This is a genomic window from Myceligenerans indicum, assembly GCF_016742955.1.
In the GTDB taxonomy this organism is placed as follows: Bacteria; Actinomycetota; Actinomycetes; order Actinomycetales; family Cellulomonadaceae; genus Myceligenerans; species Myceligenerans indicum.
This window is the reverse complement of the sequence record NZ_JABBYC010000017.1, coordinates 1-23513: the sequence shown is the minus strand read 5'-3', so window position 1 is coordinate 23513 and position 23513 is coordinate 1. Positions and strand designations below refer to the sequence as shown.

At 70.8% G+C, this 23513-nt stretch carries 16 protein-coding genes; 12 read left to right on the top strand and 4 right to left on the bottom strand.

Annotated features, from left to right (window positions below; translation table 11 throughout):
• Positions 1 to 73 precede the first annotated feature (73 nt).
• Positions 74 to 889 (bottom strand): pyrroline-5-carboxylate reductase, encoded by an 816-nt coding sequence (gene proC / locus HGK34_RS11235; RefSeq protein ID WP_201847223.1) that lies wholly within the window; start codon positions 887 to 889, stop codon positions 74 to 76.
• 187 nt (positions 890 to 1076) lie between these two features.
• Positions 1077 to 2522 (bottom strand): hypothetical protein, encoded by a 1446-nt coding sequence (locus HGK34_RS11230; protein WP_201847221.1) that lies wholly within the window; start codon positions 2520 to 2522, stop codon positions 1077 to 1079.
• Positions 2523 to 2591: 69 nt separating this feature from the next.
• Between HGK34_RS11230 and HGK34_RS11225 the strand changes: the two genes are divergently transcribed.
• From HGK34_RS11225 to HGK34_RS11170, 12 genes are all read left to right on the top strand, one after another.
• Positions 2592 to 3674: a LacI family DNA-binding transcriptional regulator gene (locus HGK34_RS11225; RefSeq protein WP_307815910.1), complete on the top strand. Its 1083-nt coding sequence runs from the start codon at positions 2592 to 2594 to the stop codon at positions 3672 to 3674.
• A 67-nt stretch (positions 3675 to 3741) separates the two neighbouring features.
• On the top strand, positions 3742 to 5391 hold the full coding sequence (locus tag HGK34_RS11220) for a xylulokinase (protein WP_201847219.1): 1650 nt from the start codon (positions 3742 to 3744) through the stop codon (positions 5389 to 5391).
• Complete coding sequence (locus HGK34_RS11215; RefSeq protein ID WP_201847217.1) at positions 5388 to 6122, top strand: L-ribulose-5-phosphate 4-epimerase; 735 nt, start codon at positions 5388 to 5390, stop codon at positions 6120 to 6122. The genes HGK34_RS11220 and HGK34_RS11215 overlap by 4 nt, the downstream gene beginning before the upstream one ends.
• A 138-nt stretch (positions 6123 to 6260) precedes the next feature.
• Entirely contained in the window at positions 6261 to 7772 is a 1512-nt protein-coding gene (gene araA, locus HGK34_RS11210) for an L-arabinose isomerase (RefSeq protein WP_201847215.1), read from the top strand.
• A 276-nt stretch (positions 7773 to 8048) separates the two neighbouring features.
• On the top strand, positions 8049 to 9056 hold the full coding sequence (locus HGK34_RS11205; RefSeq protein ID WP_201847213.1) for an ABC transporter substrate-binding protein: 1008 nt from the start codon (positions 8049 to 8051) through the stop codon (positions 9054 to 9056).
• Between the two features lie 215 nt (positions 9057 to 9271).
• The gene (locus HGK34_RS11200; RefSeq protein WP_201847211.1) at positions 9272 to 10804 is read left to right on the top strand and encodes a sugar ABC transporter ATP-binding protein; all 1533 of its coding nucleotides are present in this window, start codon (positions 9272 to 9274) and stop codon (positions 10802 to 10804) included.
• Entirely contained in the window at positions 10801 to 11964 is a 1164-nt protein-coding gene (locus tag HGK34_RS11195; RefSeq protein ID WP_201847209.1) for an ABC transporter permease, read from the top strand. The genes HGK34_RS11200 and HGK34_RS11195 overlap by 4 nt, the downstream gene beginning before the upstream one ends.
• Entirely contained in the window at positions 11961 to 12959 is a 999-nt protein-coding gene (gene yjfF, locus HGK34_RS11190) for a galactofuranose ABC transporter, permease protein YjfF (RefSeq protein ID WP_201847207.1), read from the top strand. The genes HGK34_RS11195 and yjfF overlap by 4 nt, the downstream gene beginning before the upstream one ends.
• Positions 12960 to 13628: 669 nt before the next feature.
• Positions 13629 to 15110: a family 43 glycosylhydrolase gene (locus HGK34_RS11185; RefSeq protein WP_201847205.1), complete on the top strand. Its 1482-nt coding sequence runs from the start codon at positions 13629 to 13631 to the stop codon at positions 15108 to 15110.
• Between the two features lie 280 nt (positions 15111 to 15390).
• Entirely contained in the window at positions 15391 to 16950 is a 1560-nt protein-coding gene (locus HGK34_RS11180; protein ID WP_201847202.1) for an RICIN domain-containing protein, read from the top strand.
• A gap of 144 nt (positions 16951 to 17094) precedes the next feature.
• Entirely contained in the window at positions 17095 to 18594 is a 1500-nt protein-coding gene (locus HGK34_RS11175) for an RICIN domain-containing protein (protein ID WP_201847200.1), read from the top strand.
• Between the two features lie 271 nt (positions 18595 to 18865).
• Positions 18866 to 22483: an alpha-L-arabinofuranosidase family protein gene (locus HGK34_RS11170; protein ID WP_201847199.1), complete on the top strand. Its 3618-nt coding sequence runs from the start codon at positions 18866 to 18868 to the stop codon at positions 22481 to 22483.
• A gap of 63 nt (positions 22484 to 22546) precedes the next feature.
• On the opposite strand, the gene HGK34_RS11165 is transcribed toward HGK34_RS11170, so the two are convergent.
• Together HGK34_RS11165 and HGK34_RS11160 are read right to left on the bottom strand one after the other, a co-directional pair.
• Positions 22547 to 22960, bottom strand: a complete 414-nt coding sequence (locus HGK34_RS11165; protein ID WP_201847197.1) for a DNA-binding protein — start codon at positions 22958 to 22960, stop codon at positions 22547 to 22549.
• Positions 22957 to 23196, bottom strand: a complete 240-nt coding sequence (locus HGK34_RS11160) for a type II toxin-antitoxin system CcdA family antitoxin (protein ID WP_201847195.1) — start codon at positions 23194 to 23196, stop codon at positions 22957 to 22959. The genes HGK34_RS11165 and HGK34_RS11160 overlap by 4 nt, the downstream gene beginning before the upstream one ends.
• Positions 23197 to 23513 lie beyond the last annotated feature (317 nt).

Here is a 23513-nt window from a genome sequence, read left to right as displayed (position 1 = left end):
CGCGTGGCGAGGGGCTGGTGCGCCACGCCTCGGCAGTGACCGGTGGCCTACCGCGACGTGAGGCGTGGCCGGGTCAGCCGCCGAGCTCCACCGCGCGGGAGCGGGCGGCCTCCACGGCGGCCAGGAAGGCGGCACGGACGGCGCGGTCCTCGAGAACGCGCAGACCGGCGGCTGTCGTTCCGGCCGGCGAGGTCACGCGTTCGCGCAGGACCGCCGGGTGCTCGCCGGACTCGGCGGCGAGCCGGGCGGCGCCCAGCACGGTCTGCTCGGCCAGCCGCGACGCGATGTCGCGCTTGAGGCCGACGTGGACGCCGGCCTCGGCCAGCGCGTCGATCACGGTGAACACGTAGGCGGGTCCGGCGCCGGACAGCGCGGTCACCGCGTCCAGGTCCTTCTCGGCGACGCGGACGACATCGCCCGTCCCCGCGAGGAACCGTTCGACGAGCGAGAGATGCGGGGCGTCCGCCGTGGCACCGGGCGCGACGGCTGTGATCCCCGCGCCGATCTGTGCAGGGGTGTTGGGCATCGCGCGGACGACCGGGGTCCCGGCCGGCAGGTGTGTCTCGATCGCCGACGTCGTGATTCCGGCCGCGATGCTCATGACCACGGCACCGGCGGCGAGGGCGGGCGCGATCTCGTCGAGCACACCCGGCAGGTCCTTCGGCTTGACCGCGACGACCACCAGGTCCGCGTCCCGCACGGCCGCGACGTTCTCCGTGGTGGTGGCGACACCGTGCCGCTCACGGATCGCGGCCGCGTGAGCCCTGCCCTGCTCCGAGGCCCGCACCGTGGCAGTGATCTCGCCGGGTGACCAGCCCGCGCCGATCGCCCCCGCGAGGACCGCCTCGCCCATGTTGCCGGTACCCAGGATCGCCACGCGTTCGGTCATGGTGACATCTTCGCAGGCGTGCGGAGCGCTCGTGGTGTGCGCGCCCGGTCGCCCGTGCGCGCCCGGTCGCCCGTGCGCGCTCGGTCGCCCGTGCGCGCTCGGTCGCCCGTGCGCGCGCGGCCGGGCGTGTGCGTCCGGCGGCCGTGCGTACCCACCGAGCCGCCCGTGCGCGCCCGGCCGCGCGTACTCACCGCGCCGTCCGGGTCGCGGGGATCACGTCGTCCTGGCCGTGGCTCTCGTCCAGGCCGCCCGCGACCGTCATGCCACGCCCGGCCATCGTGTCCACGGCGGCCGCGATGAGCGCGCCGCTCAGGGCGAGCGCGATAGCGGTACCGGCAGCGCGCTCCCACGGCGAGACGACGAGCAGCCAGGTGCTGGTCTCCATCGGTCCGGTAAGCGCGCGGACCGTCCACCCCACCGCCACCGGTGCGCGCATCACCACGAGGTAGGCCAGGCAGAAGACCAGCATCGCGCCGATGCCGCCCCCCTTGATCATCCGCAGGCCCTGCCAGAGCTCGGAGAAGCGGTCCCGCACCTCCTGCGTCACGGCCGCGAGCACCTTCCGCAGCCGGTCCGGCATGACCGTCTGGTCCAGCCAGCGGTGTTCCGTGGACGGCGGCGCCATCAGGCGCCGCCCGAGCACGACCGTCCCGATCGCGAGCCAGGCGAGCGGGGCCACGACGACCACGTCGAGCGACTCGACCACCGTAACGACCCCGTGTGCGGCGGTCGCGCCCGCGGCGGCGACGGCTCCTCCCTGCTCCGTCTCGGTCGCGGCCGTGTACGTTCCCACGGACCAGTGCACGAGCGCCCGGTCCTGCACCGCCGCCAGCAGGCCCCTGCCGAGCGACTCCAGGTCGTAGGAGGCCTGGATGCTCCAGAACGCCTCCACCGCCGCGCCGAGCAGCGCCAGTCCGAGAAGATGCACCCGGGCCGCGAGCCGCCCCAGCAGCCAGCGCAGCACGATCGCGCCCGCCACGACTCCCAGGAGGGTCCAGCCGGTCCAGATGCCGAGGCGGGAGGTGAGGTCGATCCCTCCGGAGGTGAACAGGCCGGTGCCGAACAGCTCGTCCGCGGCGACGTCGTTCAGGTACCGGGCGTGGTCGGCGTCCATCGTGCCCTCGATCGCGTACACGGCGAGGAACGGGATCATCACGGCCAGTGCGACGTCGGCCAGGGGCCGTTCGGGACGCCCCGCACCCGTCGGTGCCCCCGCACCCGTCGGGACCCCCGCACCTGTCGGCGCCCCCGCACCTGTCGGCGCCCCCGCACCCGTCGGCACCCCAACGCCCGACGGCACCTCCACACCCGTGGGCGCGGCGCTCGTCTCCGCAGCCGTGTCCGGCGACGTCCTCCGGTCCGGGGAACGCCGTGCCGGCGGGACGGCGTTGTGTCGCGGGAGGGACAGGTTCCCCAGTGACGGGCGGCAGACCCGCAGCATCCCGATGACCGGCAGGAGCAGGCCCAGCGGCAGCGCCAGCAGGATGAGCTGTGCGGCGAAGGCGTTCCACCTGCTGGCCTCGAGAGCGCCCCAGAACGCCGCACCGCGCAGCGCGACACCGGCGAACCCGAGGGCCAGGAGCGCCGGCCAGTGCGCGCCGAGCAGTCTGCCGGTGGTGAGCAGGATCCTCATGGGGCTACATAATGGCGCAAACCGGACTCGATGCGCGCACTGCTCCGTTAATCGGTCATGATCAGGTACGTGACTGCCGAACCACCCGCACCGGGCGGACCCGTGACCGAGAACTCCGCAGGTTCCGTGACCAGACGAGCCGAGCGCCGTCCCGCCATGTCCGACGTCGCCGCACGAGCGGGTGTGTCGCACCAGACCGTCTCCCGTGTGCTCAACGGCAGCCCCCGGGTCGCGCCCGAGACCCGCGAGCGGGTGCTCCAGGCGATCCACGAGCTCGGCTACCGGCGCAACGTCGCGGCACGGGCCCTGGTCACGTCGCGTTCGACGACGCTCGGCGTGATCACGACGTCGTCGGTGCTCTACGGGCCCACCAGCACGCTGATCGCCGTGGAGGAGGCCGCCCGGGAGCAGGGCTGGTTCACCTCGGTGGCCACCATCGGCTCGTACGACGCCGAGTCCGTGGACCGTGTCCTGGAGCACTTCATGAGCCAGGCCGTCGAGGGGGTCGTGGTCATCGCGCCGCAGGAGGACGTGGGCCGTGCCGTCGACGCCTTCGACGCGCCGATCCCGGTGGTGCTCATCGCCGCGCGGGAGTCCGCGGTGGAGCGCACCATCCCGCTCGCCGTGGACCAGGGAGTCGGCGCCGGGCTCGCCGTCGGGCACCTCCTCGACCTGGGGCACGAGACCGTGCTGCACGTCGCGGGTCCCCCGGACTGGTTCGACGCGCGGCAGCGCGTCGCGGGCTGGCGCGCCGCGTTGGAGAGGCGCGGAGCTCCGGTGCCGGAGCCGGTCGTGGCCGACTGGTCCGCAGGCCGGGGGTACGACGTCGGCCGCGGCCTCGCCGAGCGCATCGTGGCCGGGGACGGTCCGACGGCCGTGTTCGCCGCCAACGATCAGCTCGCCCTCGGGCTGGCTCGAGCCTTCTGGGAGGCGGGTCTGCGCGTGCCGGAGGACGTCTCGCTCGTCGGGTTCGACGACATCCAGGGCGCGGACCAGTTCATCCCGCCGCTCACCACGGTGCGCCAGCCGTTCGCCGAACTCGGCAGGCGCAGCGTCGAGCTGCTCTTCGACGCGGTGGCGGGCAGGTCGCCGTCGGGCGCCCTGATCGCCCCGGAACTGGTGGTTCGCGCTTCCACGGCTCCCCCGAGGTAGGCGACGGAGAGGGGCGCCGTCCCGAGCGGGTTTCACGGCCGCCTTGTGTGAGCGTTAACATGACTTCATGGCGCAGGAGCACGATGTGGTGACAGGGCGCCCGGACGCAGTCCGGGAAGCCATCGAACAGGGTCGGACCAGCCTCGGGATCGAGCTGGGTTCCACCCGTATCAAGGCGGTGCTGATCGGCCCCGATCACGCCCCGATCGCGAGCGGCGGTCACGACTGGGAGAACCAGCTCGCCGACGGCCACTGGACCTACTCGCTGGACGCGGTGTGGGCGGGCCTGCAGGACTGCTTCGCGGCCCTGGCGGCCGACGTCGAGCGGCAGTACGGCGTGCGCCCGGCCACGTTCGGCGCGATCGGCGTCTCGGCGATGATGCACGGCTACCTCGTCTTCGACGGCGAGGAGCTCCTGGTCCCATTCCGAACCTGGCGGGACACCACCACCGCGGCCGCCGCCACGGAGCTCACGGAACTGTTCGGGTACAACATCCCGCTGCGCTGGTCGGTCGCCCACCACTACCAGGCGATGCTCGACGACGAACCGCACGTTTCCCGCACCACCTTCCTCACCACGCTCGCCGGCTACGTGCACTGGCGCCTGACGGGCCGCCGGGTGCTCGGCGTCGGCGACGCCTCCGGAATGTTCCCCGTCGACCCTGCGACAGGCCGGTACGACGCCGGGATGCTGGCGAAGTTCGACGATCTCGTCGCCCCGCGGATGCCGGGCGGGCGGCTCGCCGAGGTACTCCCCGAGATCCTGCCCGCCGGCGCGGACGCCGGCGCTCTCACTCCCGAGGGAGCCGCGCTCCTCGACCCGAGCGGGACGCTGCGGCCGGGTGTCCCGCTCTGCCCGCCCGAGGGCGATGCCGGGACGGGCATGGTCGCGACCAATGCCGTCGAGCCCCGTACGGGCAACATCAGCGCAGGGACCAGCATCTTCGCGATGGTGGTCCTGGAGGGCGCGCTCACGCGCCACCACCCCGAGCTCGACCTCGTCACCACCCCGTCCGGCGACCTGGTCGCGATGGTGCACTGCAACAACGGCGCGAGCGAGCTCGGTGCGTGGGCCGAGGTGTTCCGTGAGCTGTCGGCCGCCGTCGGCGGCCCGTCCGACGCGGACACGGTCTTCGAGGCGCTGTTCCGTGCCGCCCTCAAGGGTGAGCCCGACGGCGGCGGCCTGCTCGCCTACAACCATCTGGCCGGCGAGCCGATCGCCGGCCTGTCCGAGGGCCGCCCCACGATCGTCCGCACCCCGGACAGCCGCCTGACCCTGGCGAACCTGATGCGGACCCAGATCTACGGCGTGTTCGCCACGCTGAGCCTCGGCATGCGGGTGCTCGCGGACGAGGGCGTCGCCATCGACACGATGTTCGGCCACGGCGGGCTGTTCCGCACCACGGGCGTCGCCCAGCGGATGCTGGCCGCCGCGATCGGTGCCCCCGTCGGCGTGGGACAGGCCGCCGGTGAGGGCGGTGCGTGGGGCATGGCCGTGCTGGGTGCGTACCGCCGGTCCGGTGCCGGGCGCGGCCTCGGCGACTACCTCGCCGCCGAGGTGTTCGCCGAGGCGGCCGTCGACATCGCCCGGCCCGACGCCGACGACGTCGCCGGGTTCGCCGACTACCTCGAGCGCTACACGGCCGGGCTCGCCGCCGAGCGGGCCGCCGTCGACGCCCTCCGTCCCCGCAGCACCAGCCAGGAGAACGCCGGATGACCACCGCCGAAGACTTCAGCAACTACCCGCCCGAGGTGCGCAAGGAGATCGCGCGCACCCGTCAGGTCGTGTCCGACCTGCACGCCGAGCTGCCGCGCAACGGCCTCGTCGTCTGGACGGCCGGAAACGTCTCCCAGCGCGTGCGGATCCCGGCGGAGCTGGGCGGCGCCGCGGACGGCAGCACCGACCTGCTGGTCATCAAGCCGTCCGGGGTCTCCTACGACGATCTCGCCCCGGAGAAGATGGTGGTCTGCGACCTCGACGGGAAGATGGTGCACGACGCGCCGCACAACCCGTCGTCGGACACGGCCGCGCACGCCTACACCTACAAGCACCTGCCGCACGTCGGCGGCGTCGTGCACACGCACTCCACCTACGCGACCGCCTGGGCGGCGCGCGGTGAAGCCGTGCCGTGCGTGCTGACGATGATGGCCGACGAGTTCGGCGGGCCCATTCCCGTGGGACCGTTCGCGATCATCGGTGACGACTCGATCGGCCGCGGCATCGTCGAGACCCTGTCCGGCTCCCGCAGCCCTGCCGTGCTCATGGCGAACCACGGCCCCTTCACGATCGGCAAGGATGCCCGTGCCGCGGTGAAGGCCGCGGTGATGTGCGAGGAGGTCGCGCGCGCCGTGCACGTCTCCCGCCAGCTCGGCGACCCGCTCCCGATCGAGCAGAAGCACGTCGACTCCCTCTACGACCGCTACCAGAACGTCTACGGCCAGAAGTGACCGCTCGTGGCCGGGCGGGGTCGGCCGCGGGGCGGCTGATCACCGGTCCGGCCGGTCCGTGAGCATCCGGCAGGTCCGCCTGCCGGCCGGGGACCGGCCGCGCTCGGCCGTCGTCGGACGATGAAAGGAAATCTCAAGATGTCGAAGCCCTACGCCGACCGCGAGGTCTGGTTCTTCACCGGCAGCCAGGACCTCTACGGCGAGGACACGCTGCGCCAGGTCGCCGAGCAGTCCCAGGAGGTCGCGCGAGCCCTCGACGCGTCCGGTGACGTGCCCGCGCACGTCGTGTGGAAGCCGGTGCTGAAGGACGCCGACGCGATCCGCCGCGCCATGCTCGAGGCGAACTCGGACGACCGTGTCCTCGGCGTGGTCACCTGGATGCACACCTTCAGCCCGGCCAAGATGTGGATCACCGGTCTGTCCGCGCTGACCAAGCCGCTGCTGCACCTGCACACCCAGGCGAACGTCGAGCTGCCCTGGGACACCATCGACTTCGACTTCATGAACCTCAACCAGGCCGCTCACGGCGACCGCGAGTACGCCTACCTGGCCACGCGGATCGGCGCGGCGCGCACCACCGTGGTGGGGCACGTGTCCAACCCGGGCGTCACCGCCCGGGTGGGGACCTGGGTGCGCGGCGCCGCCGGTGCCGCGGCCGTGCGCGGGCTGAAGCTGGCGCGGTTCGGCGACAACATGCGCAACGTCGCCGTCACCGAGGGCGACAAGACCGAGGCGGAGCTGCGGTTCGGCGTCTCGGTCAACACCTGGGGCGTGAACGACCTGGTCGCCGCGGTCGATGCCGTGTCCGACGGCGACGTGGACGCCCTGGTCGCCGAGTACGAGGACCTGTACGACGTCGTCGACGAGCTGCGCAAGGGCGCGGAGCGGCACGATTCGCTCCGCTACGCGGCCCGGCAGGAGATCGCGCTGCGCACCTTCCTGGACGGGCTGGGTGCCAAGGCGTTCACCACGAACTTCGAGGACCTGGGCGGGCTCCGGCAGCTGCCGGGCCTCGCCGTGCAGCGCCTGATGGCCGACGGGTACGGCTTCGGCGCGGAGGGCGACTGGAAGACCGCCGTCCTGGTGCGCGCGGCGAAGGTCATGGGCGAGGGGCTGCCGGGTGGCGCCTCGCTCATGGAGGACTACACCTACGACCTCACGCCGGGGTCCGAGCTGATCCTCGGCGCGCACATGCTGGAGGTCTGCCCGTCGCTGACCATGGCGAAGCCGCGCGTGGAGATCCACCCGCTGGGGATCGGCGGCAAGGAGGACCCCGTGCGGATGGTGTTCAACGCCGACGCCACCGAGGGCGCCGTCGTCGTCTCCCTCGCGGACATGCGCGACCGGTTCCGGCTCACGGCCAACGTGGTGGACACCGTGGTCCCGCCGGCTGACCTGCCGCATCTGCCCGTGGCGCGGGCCGTCTGGCAGCCGCGGCCGTCGTTCGACGTGTCGGCGGAGTCCTGGCTGACCGCCGGCGGGGCGCACCACACCGTCATGTCCACGGCGGCTGGCATCGAGGCGTTCGAGGTGTTCGCCTCCATCACGGACACCGAGCTGCTGGTCATCGACGAGTCGACGACCCGCCGCGGGTTCGCCGACCAGGTGCGCTTCAACCAGGCGTACTACCGCCTGGCCCGCGGCCTGTGACAGCCCCCTGAGGGCACGCCCTTTCTCGTCTCTTCCCGGTCCGGATCTCCCGGCCTGGACCTCGCGGCCGAACAGCCGGTTGGTGTAGCTCGACAGTCGGTCGAAGCGCACCAACCGGCTGTTCGGCTTTCGGGCGACCGTGGGGATGTCGTTACTCGACCGTGACGGACTTGTCTTTCATTTCCGATCATGTGAGCGCTAACATGGGCGCAGGTGGGCGGAATGCCCGCAAGTGCACCATCCCGGTCGACGCAGACCGGTTCTCGAGGAGGAGACATGGCACGACACACCTTCGCCCGCACCACATTCGCCGCTCTGTCCGCGGTGACGCTGCTCGCCCTGGGCGCCTGCAGCTCGGAGCCGCCGAGCTCGGACGCCGGTGACGGCGGCAGTGACGGCGGCAGCGGCAGCGACCTGATCAGCGTCGGCTTCTCGCAGGTCGGCGCGGAGTCCGGCTGGCGCAGTGCCAACACGATGTCCATCAAGGACACGCTGACCGAGGAGAACGGCTTCGAGCTCAGCTTCTCGGACGCCCAGCAGAAGCAGGAGAACCAGATCTCCGCGATCCGGAACTACATCGCCCAGGGGATGGACGTCATCGCGTTCTCGCCCGTGGTCGAGACGGGCTGGGACGCGGTGCTGGAGGAGGCCAAGGGCGCGGGCATCCCCGTGGTCCTGACCGACCGTGCGGTGGAGACCACCGTCGACGACGCCTACGTGTCGTTCATCGGCTCCGACTTCATCGAGGAAGGCGCGCGGGCCGGCGAGTGGGCGGCCGAGCAGTACGACGGCGAGGGCTACAAGGTCGTCGAGCTGCAGGGCACCACTGGTTCGGCACCGGCGATCGACCGGCAGGAGGGCTTCGCGGGCGCGATCGAGGGCACCGACCTGGAGATGATCGACTCCCAGACCGGTGACTTCACGCGCGACGGCGGCAAGAAGGTCATGGAGGGCTTCCTGACCGCGCACGACGACATCGACCTGGTGTTCGCCCACAACGACGACATGGGTCTGGGCGCGATCGAGGCCATCGAGGCCGCCGGCCTGAAGCCGGGCGAGGACATCAAGATCATCACGATCGACGGTGTCAAGGACGGCATGACCGCCCTGGCCGACGGCAAGATCAACTACATCGTCGAGTGCAACCCGCTGCTCGGCCCGGACCTGGCCGAGGTCATCGAGAAGACCGTGGCCGGCGACGCCGTCGACGCGCGCATCGTCACGCAGGACGAGGCCTTCGACCAGGAGGGCGCGAAGGCAGCCCTCCCGGACCGCCAGTACTGATCCAGCGGCCTGTACCGATCCATCGGCGCATCCGCCGGTCCTCGCCGTGCCGGAGCGGCCGCTTCTGAGGGGCGGCCGCCCCGGTCCAGGCGGAGCGTCGGGGCAGCGCTCCGCCCGAGGACCCGCTGCTCCGGCGCCGTCCGGCGACCGTGGGCAGCGGGTCCGGGCCAAGGCGCAGCCCGGCGGGATCTGGCCGGCGCAAGAAAGGGTTCAACGTGACGACGCAACCAGTCGTGGAACTGACCGGGATCACGGTCGAGTTCCCGCCGGTCACGGCACTCGCCGGGGTGGACTTCCGCCTGTATCCCGGTGAGATCCATGCCCTCATGGGCGAGAACGGAGCGGGCAAGTCCACGCTCATCAAGGCGCTCACCGGCGTCTACCAGACGTCCTCCGGCACGATCGCGGTCGACGGCACCGAGCGCAGGTTCACCGGACCGGGCGATGCCCGGGCGCACGGCATCAGCACCGTGTACCAGGAGGTCAACCTCTGCGGGAACCTCACCGTCGCGGAGAACATCATGCTCGGCGCCGCGGAGCCACGGATGCTCGGGGGCCTGCACTGGCCCCGGATGCGCCGGCTGGCCGCGCAGCACCTGGAGCGCATGGGCCTGGACATCGATCCGGGCTCCAGCCTCGACTCGCACTCGCTCGCCGTGCAGCAGCTCGTCGCGATCTGCCGTGCCACGGTGAGCGACTGCAAGGTGCTGATCCTCGACGAACCCACCTCCAGCCTGGACGCGGACGAGGTCGAGAGCCTGTTCGCCGTCATGCGGCGGCTGCGGGACTCTGGGGTGGCGATCCTGTTCGTCTCACACTTCCTGGACCAGATCTACGAGGTCTCCGACCGCATGACCGTGCTGCGCAACGGCGGCCTGGTCGGTGAATGGGCCACCGCGGAGCTGGCGGCGGGCGATCTGGTGAAGCACATGATCGGCAAGTCCGCTCAGGTGCTGGAGTCCGTCGAGCGTGGGCACGACGCCGCCCGCCCCGGTGACGGGGAGCCGCGCCTCCAGGCGATCGGCCTGGGCCGCAAGGGCTCCATCCAGCCCTACGACCTTGAGGTGTATCCCGGCGAGGTGGTGGGCCTGGCCGGTCTCCTGGGCTCGGGCCGCACCGAGCTGGCCCGCCTGCTGACCGGCGCCGACCGCTCGGACTCGGGCACGACCCTCGTGGAGGGCACGGCCCGCAAGCTGCACAACCCGCGCGCCGCGATGGCCCATGGCATCGCCTACACCTCGGAGGACCGCAAGGGTGAGGGCATCGTCGACGGCCTGACGGTGCGCGAGAACATCGTCCTGGCCATGCAGGCCGAGCGCGGATGGGTGCGGCCGCTGCCCCGCCGCCAGGTCGACGAGATCGTGGCGGGCTACATCGACCAGCTCGGGATCCGCCCGGCGGACCCGGAGGCGCTCGTGCGCAACCTCTCCGGCGGGAACCAGCAGAAGGTGCTCCTGGCGCGCTGGCTCGCGACCGCGCCCAAGCTGCTCGTGCTCGACGAGCCGACTCGCGGCATCGACGTCGGCGCCAAGGCGGAGATCCAGAAGCTCGTCGCGGAGCTCGCCGCCGAGGGCATGTCCGTCGTCTTCATCTCGGCCGAGCTGGAGGAGGTCCTCCGGCTGAGCCACCGCATCGCGGTGCTGCGTGACCGGAAGGTCGTCGCGACCGTGGGTTCCGAGGGAACCACGACGGACCACATCGTGGACCTGATCGCCAGGGGAGACATCACCGAGGGGGATGCGGCATGAGGCAGGCCCTGAGACACCATCTCTTCTGGCCGGTGGCGGCGCTCGTCGCGCTCGTCGCGGCGAACACGATCGCCAAACCGTCCTTCCTGGCCGTGACGGTCACCGACGGGCACCTGTTCGGTGCGCCGATCGACATCCTGCGTGCGGCGGCCCCGCTGCTGCTCATCGCGCTCGGCATGACGCTGGTCATCGCCACCCGGGGTATCGACCTGTCGGTCGGCGCGGTCGTGGCGGTCTCCGGTGCGGTGGCGCTGGAGTACATCAGCGCCAGTTCCGACCCGGGAAGCCCCCTGACGGTGCTCGTCGCCGTCGGTATCGCGCTGGGCCTGGCCCTCGTGCTCGGGCTGTGGAACGGATTCCTGGTCACGGTGCTCGGCATCCAGCCGATCATCGCGACCCTGATCCTCATGACCGCCGGGCGCGGCGTCGCGATGCTCATCACCGGCGGCTTCATCACCACGGTCACCAGCGAGCCGTACAAGGGGCTCAACTCCGGGTTCCTCCTGGGGATCCCCACCGCCGTGTGGATCGCGGTCGGCCTGTTCGTGGTCGTGTCGGTCGTGGTGCGGCGCACCGCGCTCGGGATGCTGCTGGAGGCCACCGGCATCAATCCGGCGGCGAGCCGTCTGGCCGGTGTCCGCTCGCGGACCCTGACCTGGACCGTCTACGCGGCGTGCGGTCTGTTCGCCGGTCTGGCCGGGATTCTGGTCAGCGCGGACACGATGGCCGCCGACGCGAACAATGCCGGCATCTTCATCGAGCTGGACGCGATCCTGGCGGTCGTGATCGGCGGCACGGCGCTCAGCGGCGGCAAGTTCAACCTGTCCGGCACCTTCGCGGGCGTTCTCGTCATCGCGACGCTGGAACGAACGGTCACGGTGCTCGGCATCTCGCCGCATGTCACCCCGCTGTTCATGGCCCTGGTCGTCGTGACCGTCACGCTGCTGCAGTCGCCGCGGGTCCGCGAACGGTTCGCGGTCGCAGCGATCCGCCGTCGTCCCGTGTCCGACGGCGGTCGTGGCGCGGAGAACGGCTCGGCGGAGGACGCCGCGGGAGCGGCGGGCGGCGCCGGCGAGGAAGCACCGGAGGCCGAGCAGGCTCCCGTGGCGGGTGCCGAGCACGCCTCGGCTCCGGACGACGAGAAGGAGGTCACCCGATGACCGCGACGACCCCGGTGAGGTCAGCCGCAGGCTGGGCCTCGACCGTCCGCCTCGACCCCCGCTACCTGCCCGTGCTGGGCACGTTCGTGGTGCTCGCGCTGATGCTCGCGATCGGCGGCACCCGGTACGACAACTTCCTGACGCCGATCGTCTACTCGAACCTGTTCATCAACAACGCGCACCTCATCGCGCTGGCAGTGGGCATGACGTTCGTCATCCTCACCGGCGGGATCGACCTGTCGGTGGGCTCCGTCCTGGCACTGTCGACGGTGATCATCGCGTCGCTGCTGGAGGCCGGGTGGCCGGTGGCCGTCGTGCTGCCCGTGGCCGTGCTCGCCGGTTCGGTCATCGGGCTGGCTCACGGGGTGATGATCCAGGTGTTCGGCGTGCAGCCGTTCGTGGCGACGCTCGCGGGCATGTTCTTCGCGCGCGGGTTGTGCTTCGTCATCGCGCCGGAGTCCATCCCGATCAGCGACCCGGCGTTCACGGCCCTGGCCGGCTGGGACTCGTGGATGGGGTACTTCCGCACCACGACGGCCGTCGTGATCGCGCTGGTCCTGGTCGCGATCGGGTTCGTCGTGCTGCACTACACGCGCTTCGGGCGCACGGTCTACGCGATCGGCGGCGGGGAGCAGTCGGCCATGCTCATGGGACTGGCCGTGGCCCGGACCAAGGTGGGTGCGTACGTGGTCAGCGGGACGTGCGCCGCGCTGGGCGGCATGCTCTTCGCGATGGGCAACCGGTCCGGCTACGCCCTGAACGGCGTGGCGATGGAGCTGGACGCCATCGCGGCGGTCGTGATCGGCGGGACCCTGCTGACCGGAGGGACCGGGTTCGTCCTCGGCTCCCTGCTCGGCGTGCTCACCCTGGGCACCATCCAGACGGTCATCCAGTTCGAGGGCAACCTCAGCTCGTGGTGGACCAAGATCGTGATCGGCGTCCTGCTGCTGGTCTTCGTGGTGCTCCAGCGGGCCCTGTCCCTCCGCAAGACGTGACACCCGCCGGGATGCCGGGGCGGCGTGTCCTTCGGGGCGGTCCATCGGATGGGGGCGGTCCATCGGTGGGGCGGTCCATCGGTTGGGGCGGCCCGGCGTCCGGGAACCGTGGCCACCGCCCGCCCGGGCGGCGGCCCCCGGCAGCCCACCTGAGCGGCGGTCCGCCGCAGCGCACGTGAGTGGCGGTCCGCCGGTACCGATCGGGGCGGCAGTCAGGGTGGCGGCCGTTCGGGGGACCGAGCAGGCAGTTGGTCGGAGGCTTCGCGTGTGGTCGGTCACTTTCCGTGTGGTCGGTCAAGTGATTGACCGACCACGCGTGGAGTGACCGACCACGCGGAGAGTGACCGACCACAGAGAGAGACCGACCACGCGGAGAGTGACCGACCACAGAGAGAGACCGACCACGCGGAGAGTGACCGACCACAGAGAGAGAGACCGACCACGCGGAGAGTGACCGACCACAGAGAGTGACCGACCACGCGGAGGGCGACCGAGATAGGGCGCCGGGAAGCGGCGGACGGGAATGAGCAGCCAGGACAGGGAGCAGCCAGGACAGAGAGCGGCCAGGACAGAGAGCAGCCAGGAACAGAAGGCCGGCCGGGAGTGGCGGCAGGCCGGGAACAACAGGAGCAGAACCGTGATCCCTTACAACGATGTGAAGGACAAGACATGACGACGCACAGGAGATTCGCACCGCCTCGGACCCGGGTCGGACTCTCGCTCGCCGCACTGCTCACGATCGCCGCGATGGTGGCGGTCGCCCTGGTGGTGGTGCCGAGAACCCCGGCGCGGGCCGCCGTCGACACGGGACAGTGGTACCTCATCCAGTCACCCGTCTCTGGCATGGTGCTGGACATCACCGACATCTCGACCGATGCCGGCGCCGGCCTGCAGCAGTGGGACCGCCTCGACGGGCAGAACCAGCAGTTCCGCTTCCTGGACTCGGGCAACGGCTACTACCGGATCCAGGCGCGGCACTCGTCCCTGGTGCTCGACGTCTACGGCTGGAACGCCGACAACGGCGCCGACATCGTCCAGTGGACCGACCTCGGCGGCACCAACCAGCAGTGGCAGATCCGCGAGAACTCCGACGGGACCGTCACCTTCCTCAACCGCTTCTCCGGCAAGGCCCTCGACCTGTGGGGGTGGTCCACCGACCGCGGCGCGCGCATCTCGCAGTACGACGACAACGGCCTCGACGCCCAGCGCTGGCGCCTGGTCCCCGTCGGAGCGCTGAGCAACCCGCTGCGCAGCAACGGCGCCGACCCGTGGATCCAGTACTGGGACGGCTACTACTACATGTCCACCACGACCTGGGACTCGACGGTGACCATGCGCCGCTCGTCCACCCTCGCCGGCCTGACCACCGCACAGGACCAGGTGGTGTGGGACGACGCCGGAGTCGCCGACCGCTGCTGCAGCCACTGGGCTCCCGAGTTCCACCGCATCGGCGGCACCTGGTACCTCACGTACACCTCCGGCAACTCGCAGACCAACTTCGACGGCCAGAAGATCCGCGTCCTGCGCTCCACGAGCGACACCCCGATGGGCCCCTACGAGTACATGGGCACGCCGATGCCCAACCGCTGGAACATCGACAGCTCGTACCTGGAGCACGGCGGCAACCTGTACCTGCTGTTCTCCGAGTGGATCGGCGCGGACCAGACCGTACGCATCGTGCGCATGAGCAACCCCTGGACCACCACCGGTGCGCCGGCCACCATCTCCACCCCCACGTACAGCTGGGAGACCCAGGGCGGGCGCACCAACGAGGGAGCCGCCGTCCTGAAGCACAACGGGCGCACGTTCGTGTCGTTCTCGGCGTCGTCGTGCAACACCCCGGACTACAAGCTGGGCCTGCTCGAGCTCACGGGCTCCGACCCGATGGACCCGAACGCCTGGACCAAGCAGTCCACCCCGGCGCTGCAACGCGGGAACGGCGTGTACGGGCCCGGGCACAACGGGTTCTTCAAGAGCCCGGACGGCACGGAGGACTGGCTCGTCTACCACGGCAACCCGTCCGCCGAGGACGGCTGCGGCGACACCCGGCAGACGCGCGTCCAGAAGATCAGCTGGAACGGCGACGGCACCCCGGACTTCGGCACGCCGACGCCGTCGGGCCGGGTCCTCACACCGCCCTCCGGCGAGTAGCCACCCGCCGCACGACATCCTCGCCCAGCAGCCGATCCCACCCACCGACCGACCCCCACTCAACCGGAGGCCGAGCAGACACCTGGTTCCTTCCAGGCACCACGAAGCGGGCACAGGTGCCTGCTCGGCCGTGAGAAACGGAACCCGGCCGTGACAACGGAGCGGCCGTCCGGCAGCGGGCCGGACCGAACGACCACTCGCCGGACGGCTGCCACCGCCCCCCAGGTGTGCGGCAGCCGCCGGCGCCTCACCTCGAAACTCCTGAACGGATGGAGCAACGATGCACATCTCCTTGAGACGAACCCTCGCCGGCGTCGTGGCGGCAGCCACGGCCGGCGTGCTCGGCCTCGCGGCTGCCACCACGTCCGCCGTCGTCACAGCACCACCCGCGGCCGCGTCGCCCGGCGACGGCGACGCGTTCTTCTTCCCCTACTTCACCGGCGAGTCCACCGCCGACGGCGAGACCATCAGCTTCGCCGTCTCCACCGGCAACGACCCGACCTCCTGGCAGACCCTCAACGGCGGCGAACCCGTCCTCACCTCCACGCTCGGCACCCAGGGCCTGCGGGACCCGTTCGTCATCCGCAAGGCCGACGGCTCCGGCTTCGTGATGCTGGCCACCGACCTGAAGATCTACGGCGGCGGGAACTTCGGTGACGCCCAGGAGACCGGCTCCCGCTCGATGATGGTCTGGGAATCGGCCGACCTGGTGAACTGGTCCGCGCAGCGCGAGGTCGAGCTGGCCCCCGCGAACGCCGGCAACCTGTGGGCGCCCGAGGCGTTCTACGACGCCGGTGCCGGGGAGTACGTCGTCTACTGGGCCTCCGCCCTCTACCCCGACACCCTGCCGCCCGCGCAGCGGAACATCAGTGACTCCTACCAGCGCATGATGTACGCCACCACCACGGACTTCGTGACGTTCTCCGAACCGCAGCCGTGGATCGACGAACGCCAGGGCGCCGGACTCGGCATGATCGACTCCACCGTGGTCCAGCTCGACGGCGTCTACCACCGGTTCACCAAGGACGAGTCCGACATGACCGTGCGGCAGGAGTCGTCCACGGACCTGCGGCGCACCCAGGGCGTCACCGCCGGGGACGGCTGGAACCTCGTCGCCGAGCACGTCGGCGTCGGCGAACCCAACCCCTGGGGCGGGACGTTCACCGCGGGCGAAGGGCCCTCGGTGTTCCCCTCCCTCACCGACGACCGCTGGTACATGATCCAGGACCAGCCCAGCTACCACGGCGGCCAGGGCTACATGCTGTTCGAGACCGCGGACCTCACCTCCGGGCAGTGGACGTCCGTGCCCGACGCCGTCCTGCCCCCCAGCCCGCGGCACGGCACCGTGCTGCCCATCACCGCCTCCGAACAGGCCGCCCTCCTGGACGCCTACGGCAACTCCGGCGGCCCCGGAACCGGGTGGCAGGTGATCGAGTCGGCCCACTCCGGGCTCGTCCTGGACATCGCGAACCAGTCCACGGACCCCGGCGCGCTGCTGACCCAGTACACCCGCTGGGACGGCACCAACCAGCAGTTCCGTTTCCTCGACTCGGGCAACGGCTACTACCGCATCCAGGCCCGGCACTCGGGACTCGTGCTCGACGTCTACGGGTGGAACGCCGACAACGGCGCCGACATCGCCCAGTGGGACGACCTGAACGGCACCAACCAGCAGTGGCGCGTCCGGCAGAACGGCGACGGCACCGTCACGTTCCTCAACCGGTTCTCCGGAAAGGCGCTCGACGTCTGGGAGTGGTCCACCACCCCCGGCAGCCGCATCTCGCAGTACACCGACAACGGCCTGGCAACCCAGAGGTGGTACCTGCACCCCGTCGGCTGACGACGGACCAGCACCTGGCCGGACGGCGACGCAAAGCGTCCCGTCCGCCTCCCCGAAGGAAAGACCCCGCCGGCCGGCGGATCGAGCCCGCCGGCCGGCCCACGAACCGAACAACTGGCACGACGACGTGACGGAGGAAAGACCATGAGAAGAACACGTTCACGCTGGTGGGCGGCGATCGCGACCGGGCTGGCGCTCGCGGCGGCCGCGATGACGGGGGCCGCGACGGCCCCGGCGGCCACCGCGGCCTCCGAGCCGTACACCGGCTACCTGTTCTCGTACTTCACCGGCGAGGGCACGGCCGACGGCGAGCAGATCTACTTCGGCCTGAGCCGCGGCGACGACCCGCTGCACTACGACGACCTGAACGCCAACCAGCCGGTGCTCACCTCCGACGTGGGCACGGGCGGCGTGCGGGACCCGTTCATCATCCGCAACCCGCAGACCGGACGCTTCTACCAGATCGCCACCGACCTCAAGATCTACGGCAACGGTGACTGGGACGGCGCCCAGCGGCACGGCTCCCGGAACATCGTCGTGTGGGAGTCGGACGACCTGATCACCTGGTCGGCGCCCCGCCTGGAGCTCGTGTCGCCGCCCACGGCCGGCAACACCTGGGCGCCCGAGGCGTACTGGGACGAGGCGCGTGGCGAGTTCGTCGTGTTCTGGGCCTCGAAGCTGTACGCGGAGAGCGACCCGAACCACACGGGTTCGTCCTACAACCGCATGATGTACGCGACCACCACCGACTTCAGCACCTTCAGCGCCGCCCAGGTCTGGGTGGACCCGGGCTACTCGGTGATCGACTCGACGGTGACGCAGTTCAACGGCACGTACTACCGGTTCACCAAGGACGAGCGCTCCAACTCGGGCAGCTCCCCGTGCGGCAAGTTCATCACCGCCGAGAGCGCCACGGACCTGCGGGACACGAGCTGGAACTTCGTCGCCGACTGCATCGGCCAGGGTGACATCGGCGCGGGTGAGGGTCCCACGATCTTCAAGTCCAACACGGAGGACCGCTGGTACCTGTTCATCGACGAGTTCGGCGGCCGAGGCTACGTCCCGTTCGAGACGACGGACCTGGCCTCCGGGTCCTGGAGCGCCGTGCCGGACTACGACATGCCCACCAGCCCGCGCCACGGGACCGTACTGCCCGTCACGCAGGCCGAGTACGACCAGCTTCTCGCGGCGTTCGGCACCGCGGACCCGGTCCAGCCGGGCACCTGGTACTCGGTGGAGTCCGCGCACTCGGGCCTCGTGTGGGACATCGCCGGACAGTCCACCGAGCCGGGCGCGCTCCTGACCCAGTGGAGCTCGTGGGGCGGAGCGAACCAGCAGTTCCGGTTCGCCGACGCGGGCAGCGGCTACTACACCATCGAGGCGCGCCACTCGGGGCTCGTCCTGGACGTGTCGGGCGCGAGCACGGCGAACGGGGCCGACGTCGTGCAATGGACTCCCACCGGTGGGACGAACCAGCAGTTCCAGGTGCGAGACAACGGCGACGGGACGGTGACGTTCCTGAACCGCAACTCGGGCAAGGCGCTGGACCTGTACGACTTCGCGACCGACCCCGGCGCACGCATCTCCCAGTACACGGACAACGGCAACGCGGTCCAGAAGTGGATCCTGCACGCGGCGTCGTGACCGTCCGGCACGACGGCGGCCCGCCGGCCGGCATCACCCGCCGGCGGGCCGTGCACAGGCCGACCGCTGCCGGGTGACCCACGCGGGCGGCCTTCGGGCCGAGCAGCGCCGGTCGGGCTGCGCGGCCCTCACGGGGTGACCGCCCGGGCGATCGTCCTGGGCGGTTCACCAGATCCCTGCCGGCCGGCCCCCGACGGGCCGGCCGGCCAACCGGAACCTCACAGAACTCGGCGCAGGCCGCCGACCTCTCCCGACGACAAGGAGTACATCGATGTATCACCATCCACCAGGGCGATCACGGCGAGCCTGGCTCGCCGGAGCCCTGACACTGGGGCTCGTCGTCCCCACGGCTGCCGCGGCGGTCGCGGCATCGGGCGGCACGGGTACGGCGGCCGACGTCGCCGGCACGGCGGCCGACGGCGCGGGCACGGCGGCTGACGGCGAGTACGCCGGCTACTTCTTCCCGTACTTCACGGGGGAGTCCACGGCCGACGGCGAGACCGTCTCCTTCGCGGTGAGCGATGGCCCGGACCCGCTCGCCTGGACGACGCTGAACGACGACGCCCCGGTGCTGACCAGCGACCAGGGCACCGAGGGCCTGCGGGACCCGTTCGTGATGCGCAAGGCGGACGGCTCCGGGTTCGTGGTGCTCGCCACCGACCTGCAGATCTACGGCGGCGGGAACTTCGGCGACGCGCAGGAGACGGGCAGCCGCTCGCTCATGATCTGGGAGTCGCCGGACCTGGTGAACTGGTCCGAGCAGCGCGAGGTCGTGCTCGCGCCCGAGAACGCGGGCAACCTGTGGGCGCCCGAGGCGTTCTACGACGCCGACGCGGGAGAGTACGTCGTCTACTGGGCCTCCGCGCTCTACCCGGACGACGTCGCCCCCGAGAACCGCGACATCACAGACAGCTACCAGCGCATGCTGTACGCGACCACCACGGACTTCGTCACCTTCTCCGAGCCGCGCGCGTGGATCGACGAGAAGCGCGGCGACGGCCGCGGCATGATCGACTCGACGGTCGCGCGGGAGGACGGCGTCTACTACCGGCTCACCAAGGACGAGTCGTACATGGGGACGCGGCAGGAGTCCTCCACGGACCTGCGGCGCACCCAGGGCGTGTCCGACGGCGACGGCTGGGACCTCATCGCCGAACGCATCGGGTTCGGCGAGCCCAACCCCTGGGGCGGCACCTTCACGGGAGGTGAGGGCCCCACGATGTTCCCCTCGCTCACGGACGACCGCTGGTTCCTCCTCCAGGACCAGCCCTCGTATCACGGCGGCCAGGGCTACATGCTGTTCGAGACGGACAGCCTGAGCAGCGGCGAGTGGACCGCGAACCTGGACGCCGAGCTCCCCGCGAGCCCGCGGCACGGCAGCGTCATCCCGATCACGGCCCAGGAGCGCGAGGCGCTGCTCGCCGCGTACCCGCCGGCCACGCCCCCGATCACGGAGCACGCGCTCACCATCGACGCCGACGCCGCACGTACCGAGATGAGCGACGAGCTGTACGGCGTCTTCTACGAGGACATCAACTACGCGGCCGACGGCGGGCTGTACGCCGAACTGGTCCGCAACCGGTCCTTCGAGTTCGCTCCGACGGACAACGCGAGCTTCACGGGCATGACGGCCTGGGACGTCGTCGAGGGCGCCGGCGGAACCGTCGGGGTGGCCTCGGACCGGGACGAGTGGCTCAACGACTCCAACCGCGCCTATCTGCAGATCGAGGCCGACGGCCCCGGCGTTGGCGTGCGTAACGAGGGGTACAACTCCGGGTTCGCGATCGAGGAGGGCGGCAAGTACGACTTCTCGGTGTTCGCCCGGTCCGACACGCGCCAGCGCCTCACGGTGAGCCTGGAGTCCGCCGACGGTTCGACGACGTACGCCCGGGAGACCGTCCACGTGAACGGCGCCGACCGGTGGCGCAAGGTCAAGGCCAAGCTCACCGCGAACGCGACCGTCGACGACGCCCGCCTGGTCGTGACCGGGGGCGCCGCGGGCACGCTGCGCCTCGACATGGTGTCCCTGTTCCCGCGCGACACCTGGGTGGGCCCGGTGAACGGCCGGTCCGTGCTGCGCGCCGACCTCGCGCAGAAGGTGGCCGACCTGGAGCCGTCGTTCCTGCGCTTCCCGGGCGGCTGCGTCACCAACGTGGGCACGTTCGACACCTACCTGGAGTCCGACGGGGCCGACCGTCGTCGTACGTACCAGTGGAAGGAGACGATCGGGCCGGTCGAGGAACGGCCGACCAACTGGAACTTCTGGGGCTACAACCAGTCCTACGGCATCGGCTACCTCGAGTACTTCGAGTTCGCCGAGGATCTCGGCGCCACGCCCCTGCCCGTGCTGTCCGTGGGCGCCAACGGCTGCGGCTCGCGGATCCCGGAGATGACCGACGACGCGCGCATCGACCGCTGGGTGCAGGACACGGCGGACCTCGTGGAGTTCGCCAACGGTGACACGGACACCGAGTGGGGCGCCGTGCGCGCCGGGCTCGGGCACCCGGAGCCGTTCGGGCTGAAGTACATCGGCCTGGGCAACGAGGAGAACACCCACACGTTCGAGGCGAACTTCCCGCGCTTCCGGGACGCCGTCGAGGCGGCCTACCCGGACGTCACGGTCATCTCGAACTCCGGTCCGGACGACACGGGCGCCCGCTTCGACGAGCTCTGGGACTTCAACCGCGAGCAGGGCGTCGAGATGATCGACGAGCACTACTACAACGACCCGGGCTGGTTCCTCGCCAACGACGAGCGCTACGACTCCTACGACCGCACCGGCCCGCACGTGTTCCTCGGCGAGTACGCCTCCCGCGGGAACCAGTGGCGCAACGCGCTGTCCGAGGCGGCGTACATGACGGGGCTGGAGCGCAACTCCGACGTCGTGGAGCTGGCCTCGTACGCGCCGATGTTCGCCAACGAGGACTACGTGCAGTGGTCGCCGGACATGATGTGGTTCGACAACGACGAGTCGTGGGGCTCGACGTCGTACTGGACGCAGCGGATGTTCATGACGAACACCGGTGACGAGGTCGTGCCGTCCGAGCACACCGGCCCCGAGTCGTCGCCGCCGGACCTCGCGGGCGGGGTCTTCCTGTCCACCTGGCGCACGCAGGCCGCCTACGACGACGTCGTGGTGACCGACAACGAGACCGGTGACGTGCTCTACTCGGACGACTTCTCCGGCGGTGAGACCTGGGACGCCCAGGCCGGTGCGTGGGACGTGGTCGACGGCGAGTACGTGCAGTCCGACGGCGGCGTCGAGGACGCCCGCTCGATCATCCCCGACGCCTACGGGCAGGACTGGAGCAACTACACGCTGGAGCTGAACGCCCGCAAGCTCGGCGGCGGCGAGGGCTTCCTCGTGGGCTTCGCGGCCGGGGCGCCCGACCGGTTCTACTGGTGGAACCTCGGCGGGTGGGGCAACACGCGCCAGGCGCTCGAACGGGCCGACGGCGGACGCCAGGGCGAGGTCGCGGCGGTGGAGGGCCACTCGCTGGTCACCGGCCAGGACTACGACGTGAAGATCGTGGTGGACGGCCGGACCATCGAGCTGTACCTCGACGGCGAGCTCCAGATGACCTACACCGAGCCGGTCACCAAGTCGCTGTACCAGGTGGTCACCAGCGACGACGAGACCGGTGACCTGCTGGTCAAGGTCGTCAACCCGGGCGGCGACATCGCGCGGACCGACGTGACCGTGGCCGGCTTCGAGGTGTCCGGCCGGGCTCAGGTCACCGAGATGACCGGTGACCCGACGGCCGTCAACACGAAGACCCGGCCGGAACGCGTGGTCCCGGCGGAGGCGACCTGGGACGGGGCGTCGAACGAGTTCACGTACGACTTCCCGCCGTACTCGATCACGTTCCTCCGCCTGACGGAGAACTGACCGAACGACCGCCGGGGCTGCGGGTCACCCACGTGACGCACCGCTGCCCCGGCGGTCCTCCGGTCAGACAGGGATGGTGCGGACCTGATGGTCCGACAGCCGGTCGATATCCCCCGGATCGGAGGTGAGGACGACCACGGGATGGGTCTGGCGGAGCGCGGCCTCGACCACCGTGGCATCGAGAGCATGCTGGTGACCGTGCATGCCCGCTCGGATCAACAGCGCCGATGCCTTGTGGGCGCCGTCCTGGCTGACCGGCTCGACCTTGACCTGGGACAGCAGCCATCGCAGGCGCGGTCGATCAACCTTGGGATGGGCGACCTCCAGCACCGTGTTCGCGCTGATCACCAGTCGTGCCCCGGCGCGCCGGGCCGCCTCGATCAGTGCCGCGGTCCTCCGGTCTCGTTCGATCCAGCGTGACAGCCCCTCCGAGTCCAGGACCAGCGTGGCGACGCCAGGTGCCGTGAACCGCGTCATGCGGCGCCCTGTGCTTCCGCTCCGTCCCCGAAAAGCCGGCTGCGGGCCTCGGCCAGTTCCTCGTCCGTGAACTCACCGTGGGCCTCCTGGAAGTGCCGCATCTCCTCGGCGAGAAGCTCACGTCTGATCTGCTCGGCGAACGCCTCGGCGGCGAAACCCGAGACGTTGTCCGTCAGCCCGCGGGCTGCCTCGAGCAGTTCCTCGGGGATCGTGATCGTCACCTTCTTGGTCGCCATGCGGCTCACCATACTCCAGTATGGCCGTTGGTTGATGGTCTCGCCGGGCGTAGGGGCAGTCATGAGTGCCTTCCGTCGGGGATGTCGCTTGCGGGAGGCGCCCAGTGTTTCCCAGGGCGGCTCCTCCGCGCCTGTCGGGCGCTGATCGACGGGCGATCGGCTTGACAATTCGCTCGCAGCCCATCGCTCAGCGTTGTCCCGGCGGGCTGGCCGCGCCGAGAACGACACGAACGTTGTTACGGAGTCTCGTAACAACGTTCGTGTCGTTCTCGGCGAAGGTGGCCCGGCCGGGGAGGGGCTGTCTCTTATACACATCT

Coding starts and splice junctions, on each gene's coding strand:
- proC (WP_201847223.1), bottom strand. CDS start 889: ATGACCGAACGCGTGGCGATCCTGGGTACCGGCAACATGGGCGAGGCG.
- HGK34_RS11230 (WP_201847221.1), bottom strand. CDS start 2,522: ATGAGGATCCTGCTCACCACCGGCAGACTGCTCGGCGCGCACTGGCCG.
- HGK34_RS11220 (WP_201847219.1), top strand. CDS start 3,742: ATGGCGCAGGAGCACGATGTGGTGACAGGGCGCCCGGACGCAGTCCGG.
- HGK34_RS11215 (WP_201847217.1), top strand. CDS start 5,388: ATGACCACCGCCGAAGACTTCAGCAACTACCCGCCCGAGGTGCGCAAG.
- araA (WP_201847215.1), top strand. CDS start 6,261: ATGTCGAAGCCCTACGCCGACCGCGAGGTCTGGTTCTTCACCGGCAGC.
- HGK34_RS11205 (WP_201847213.1), top strand. CDS start 8,049: ATGGCACGACACACCTTCGCCCGCACCACATTCGCCGCTCTGTCCGCG.
- HGK34_RS11195 (WP_201847209.1), top strand. CDS start 10,801: ATGAGGCAGGCCCTGAGACACCATCTCTTCTGGCCGGTGGCGGCGCTC.
- yjfF (WP_201847207.1), top strand. CDS start 11,961: ATGACCGCGACGACCCCGGTGAGGTCAGCCGCAGGCTGGGCCTCGACC.
- HGK34_RS11185 (WP_201847205.1), top strand. CDS start 13,629: ATGACGACGCACAGGAGATTCGCACCGCCTCGGACCCGGGTCGGACTC.
- HGK34_RS11180 (WP_201847202.1), top strand. CDS start 15,391: ATGCACATCTCCTTGAGACGAACCCTCGCCGGCGTCGTGGCGGCAGCC.
- HGK34_RS11175 (WP_201847200.1), top strand. CDS start 17,095: ATGAGAAGAACACGTTCACGCTGGTGGGCGGCGATCGCGACCGGGCTG.
- HGK34_RS11170 (WP_201847199.1), top strand. CDS start 18,866: ATGTATCACCATCCACCAGGGCGATCACGGCGAGCCTGGCTCGCCGGA.
- HGK34_RS11165 (WP_201847197.1), bottom strand. CDS start 22,960: ATGACGCGGTTCACGGCACCTGGCGTCGCCACGCTGGTCCTGGACTCG.
- HGK34_RS11160 (WP_201847195.1), bottom strand. CDS start 23,196: ATGGCGACCAAGAAGGTGACGATCACGATCCCCGAGGAACTGCTCGAG.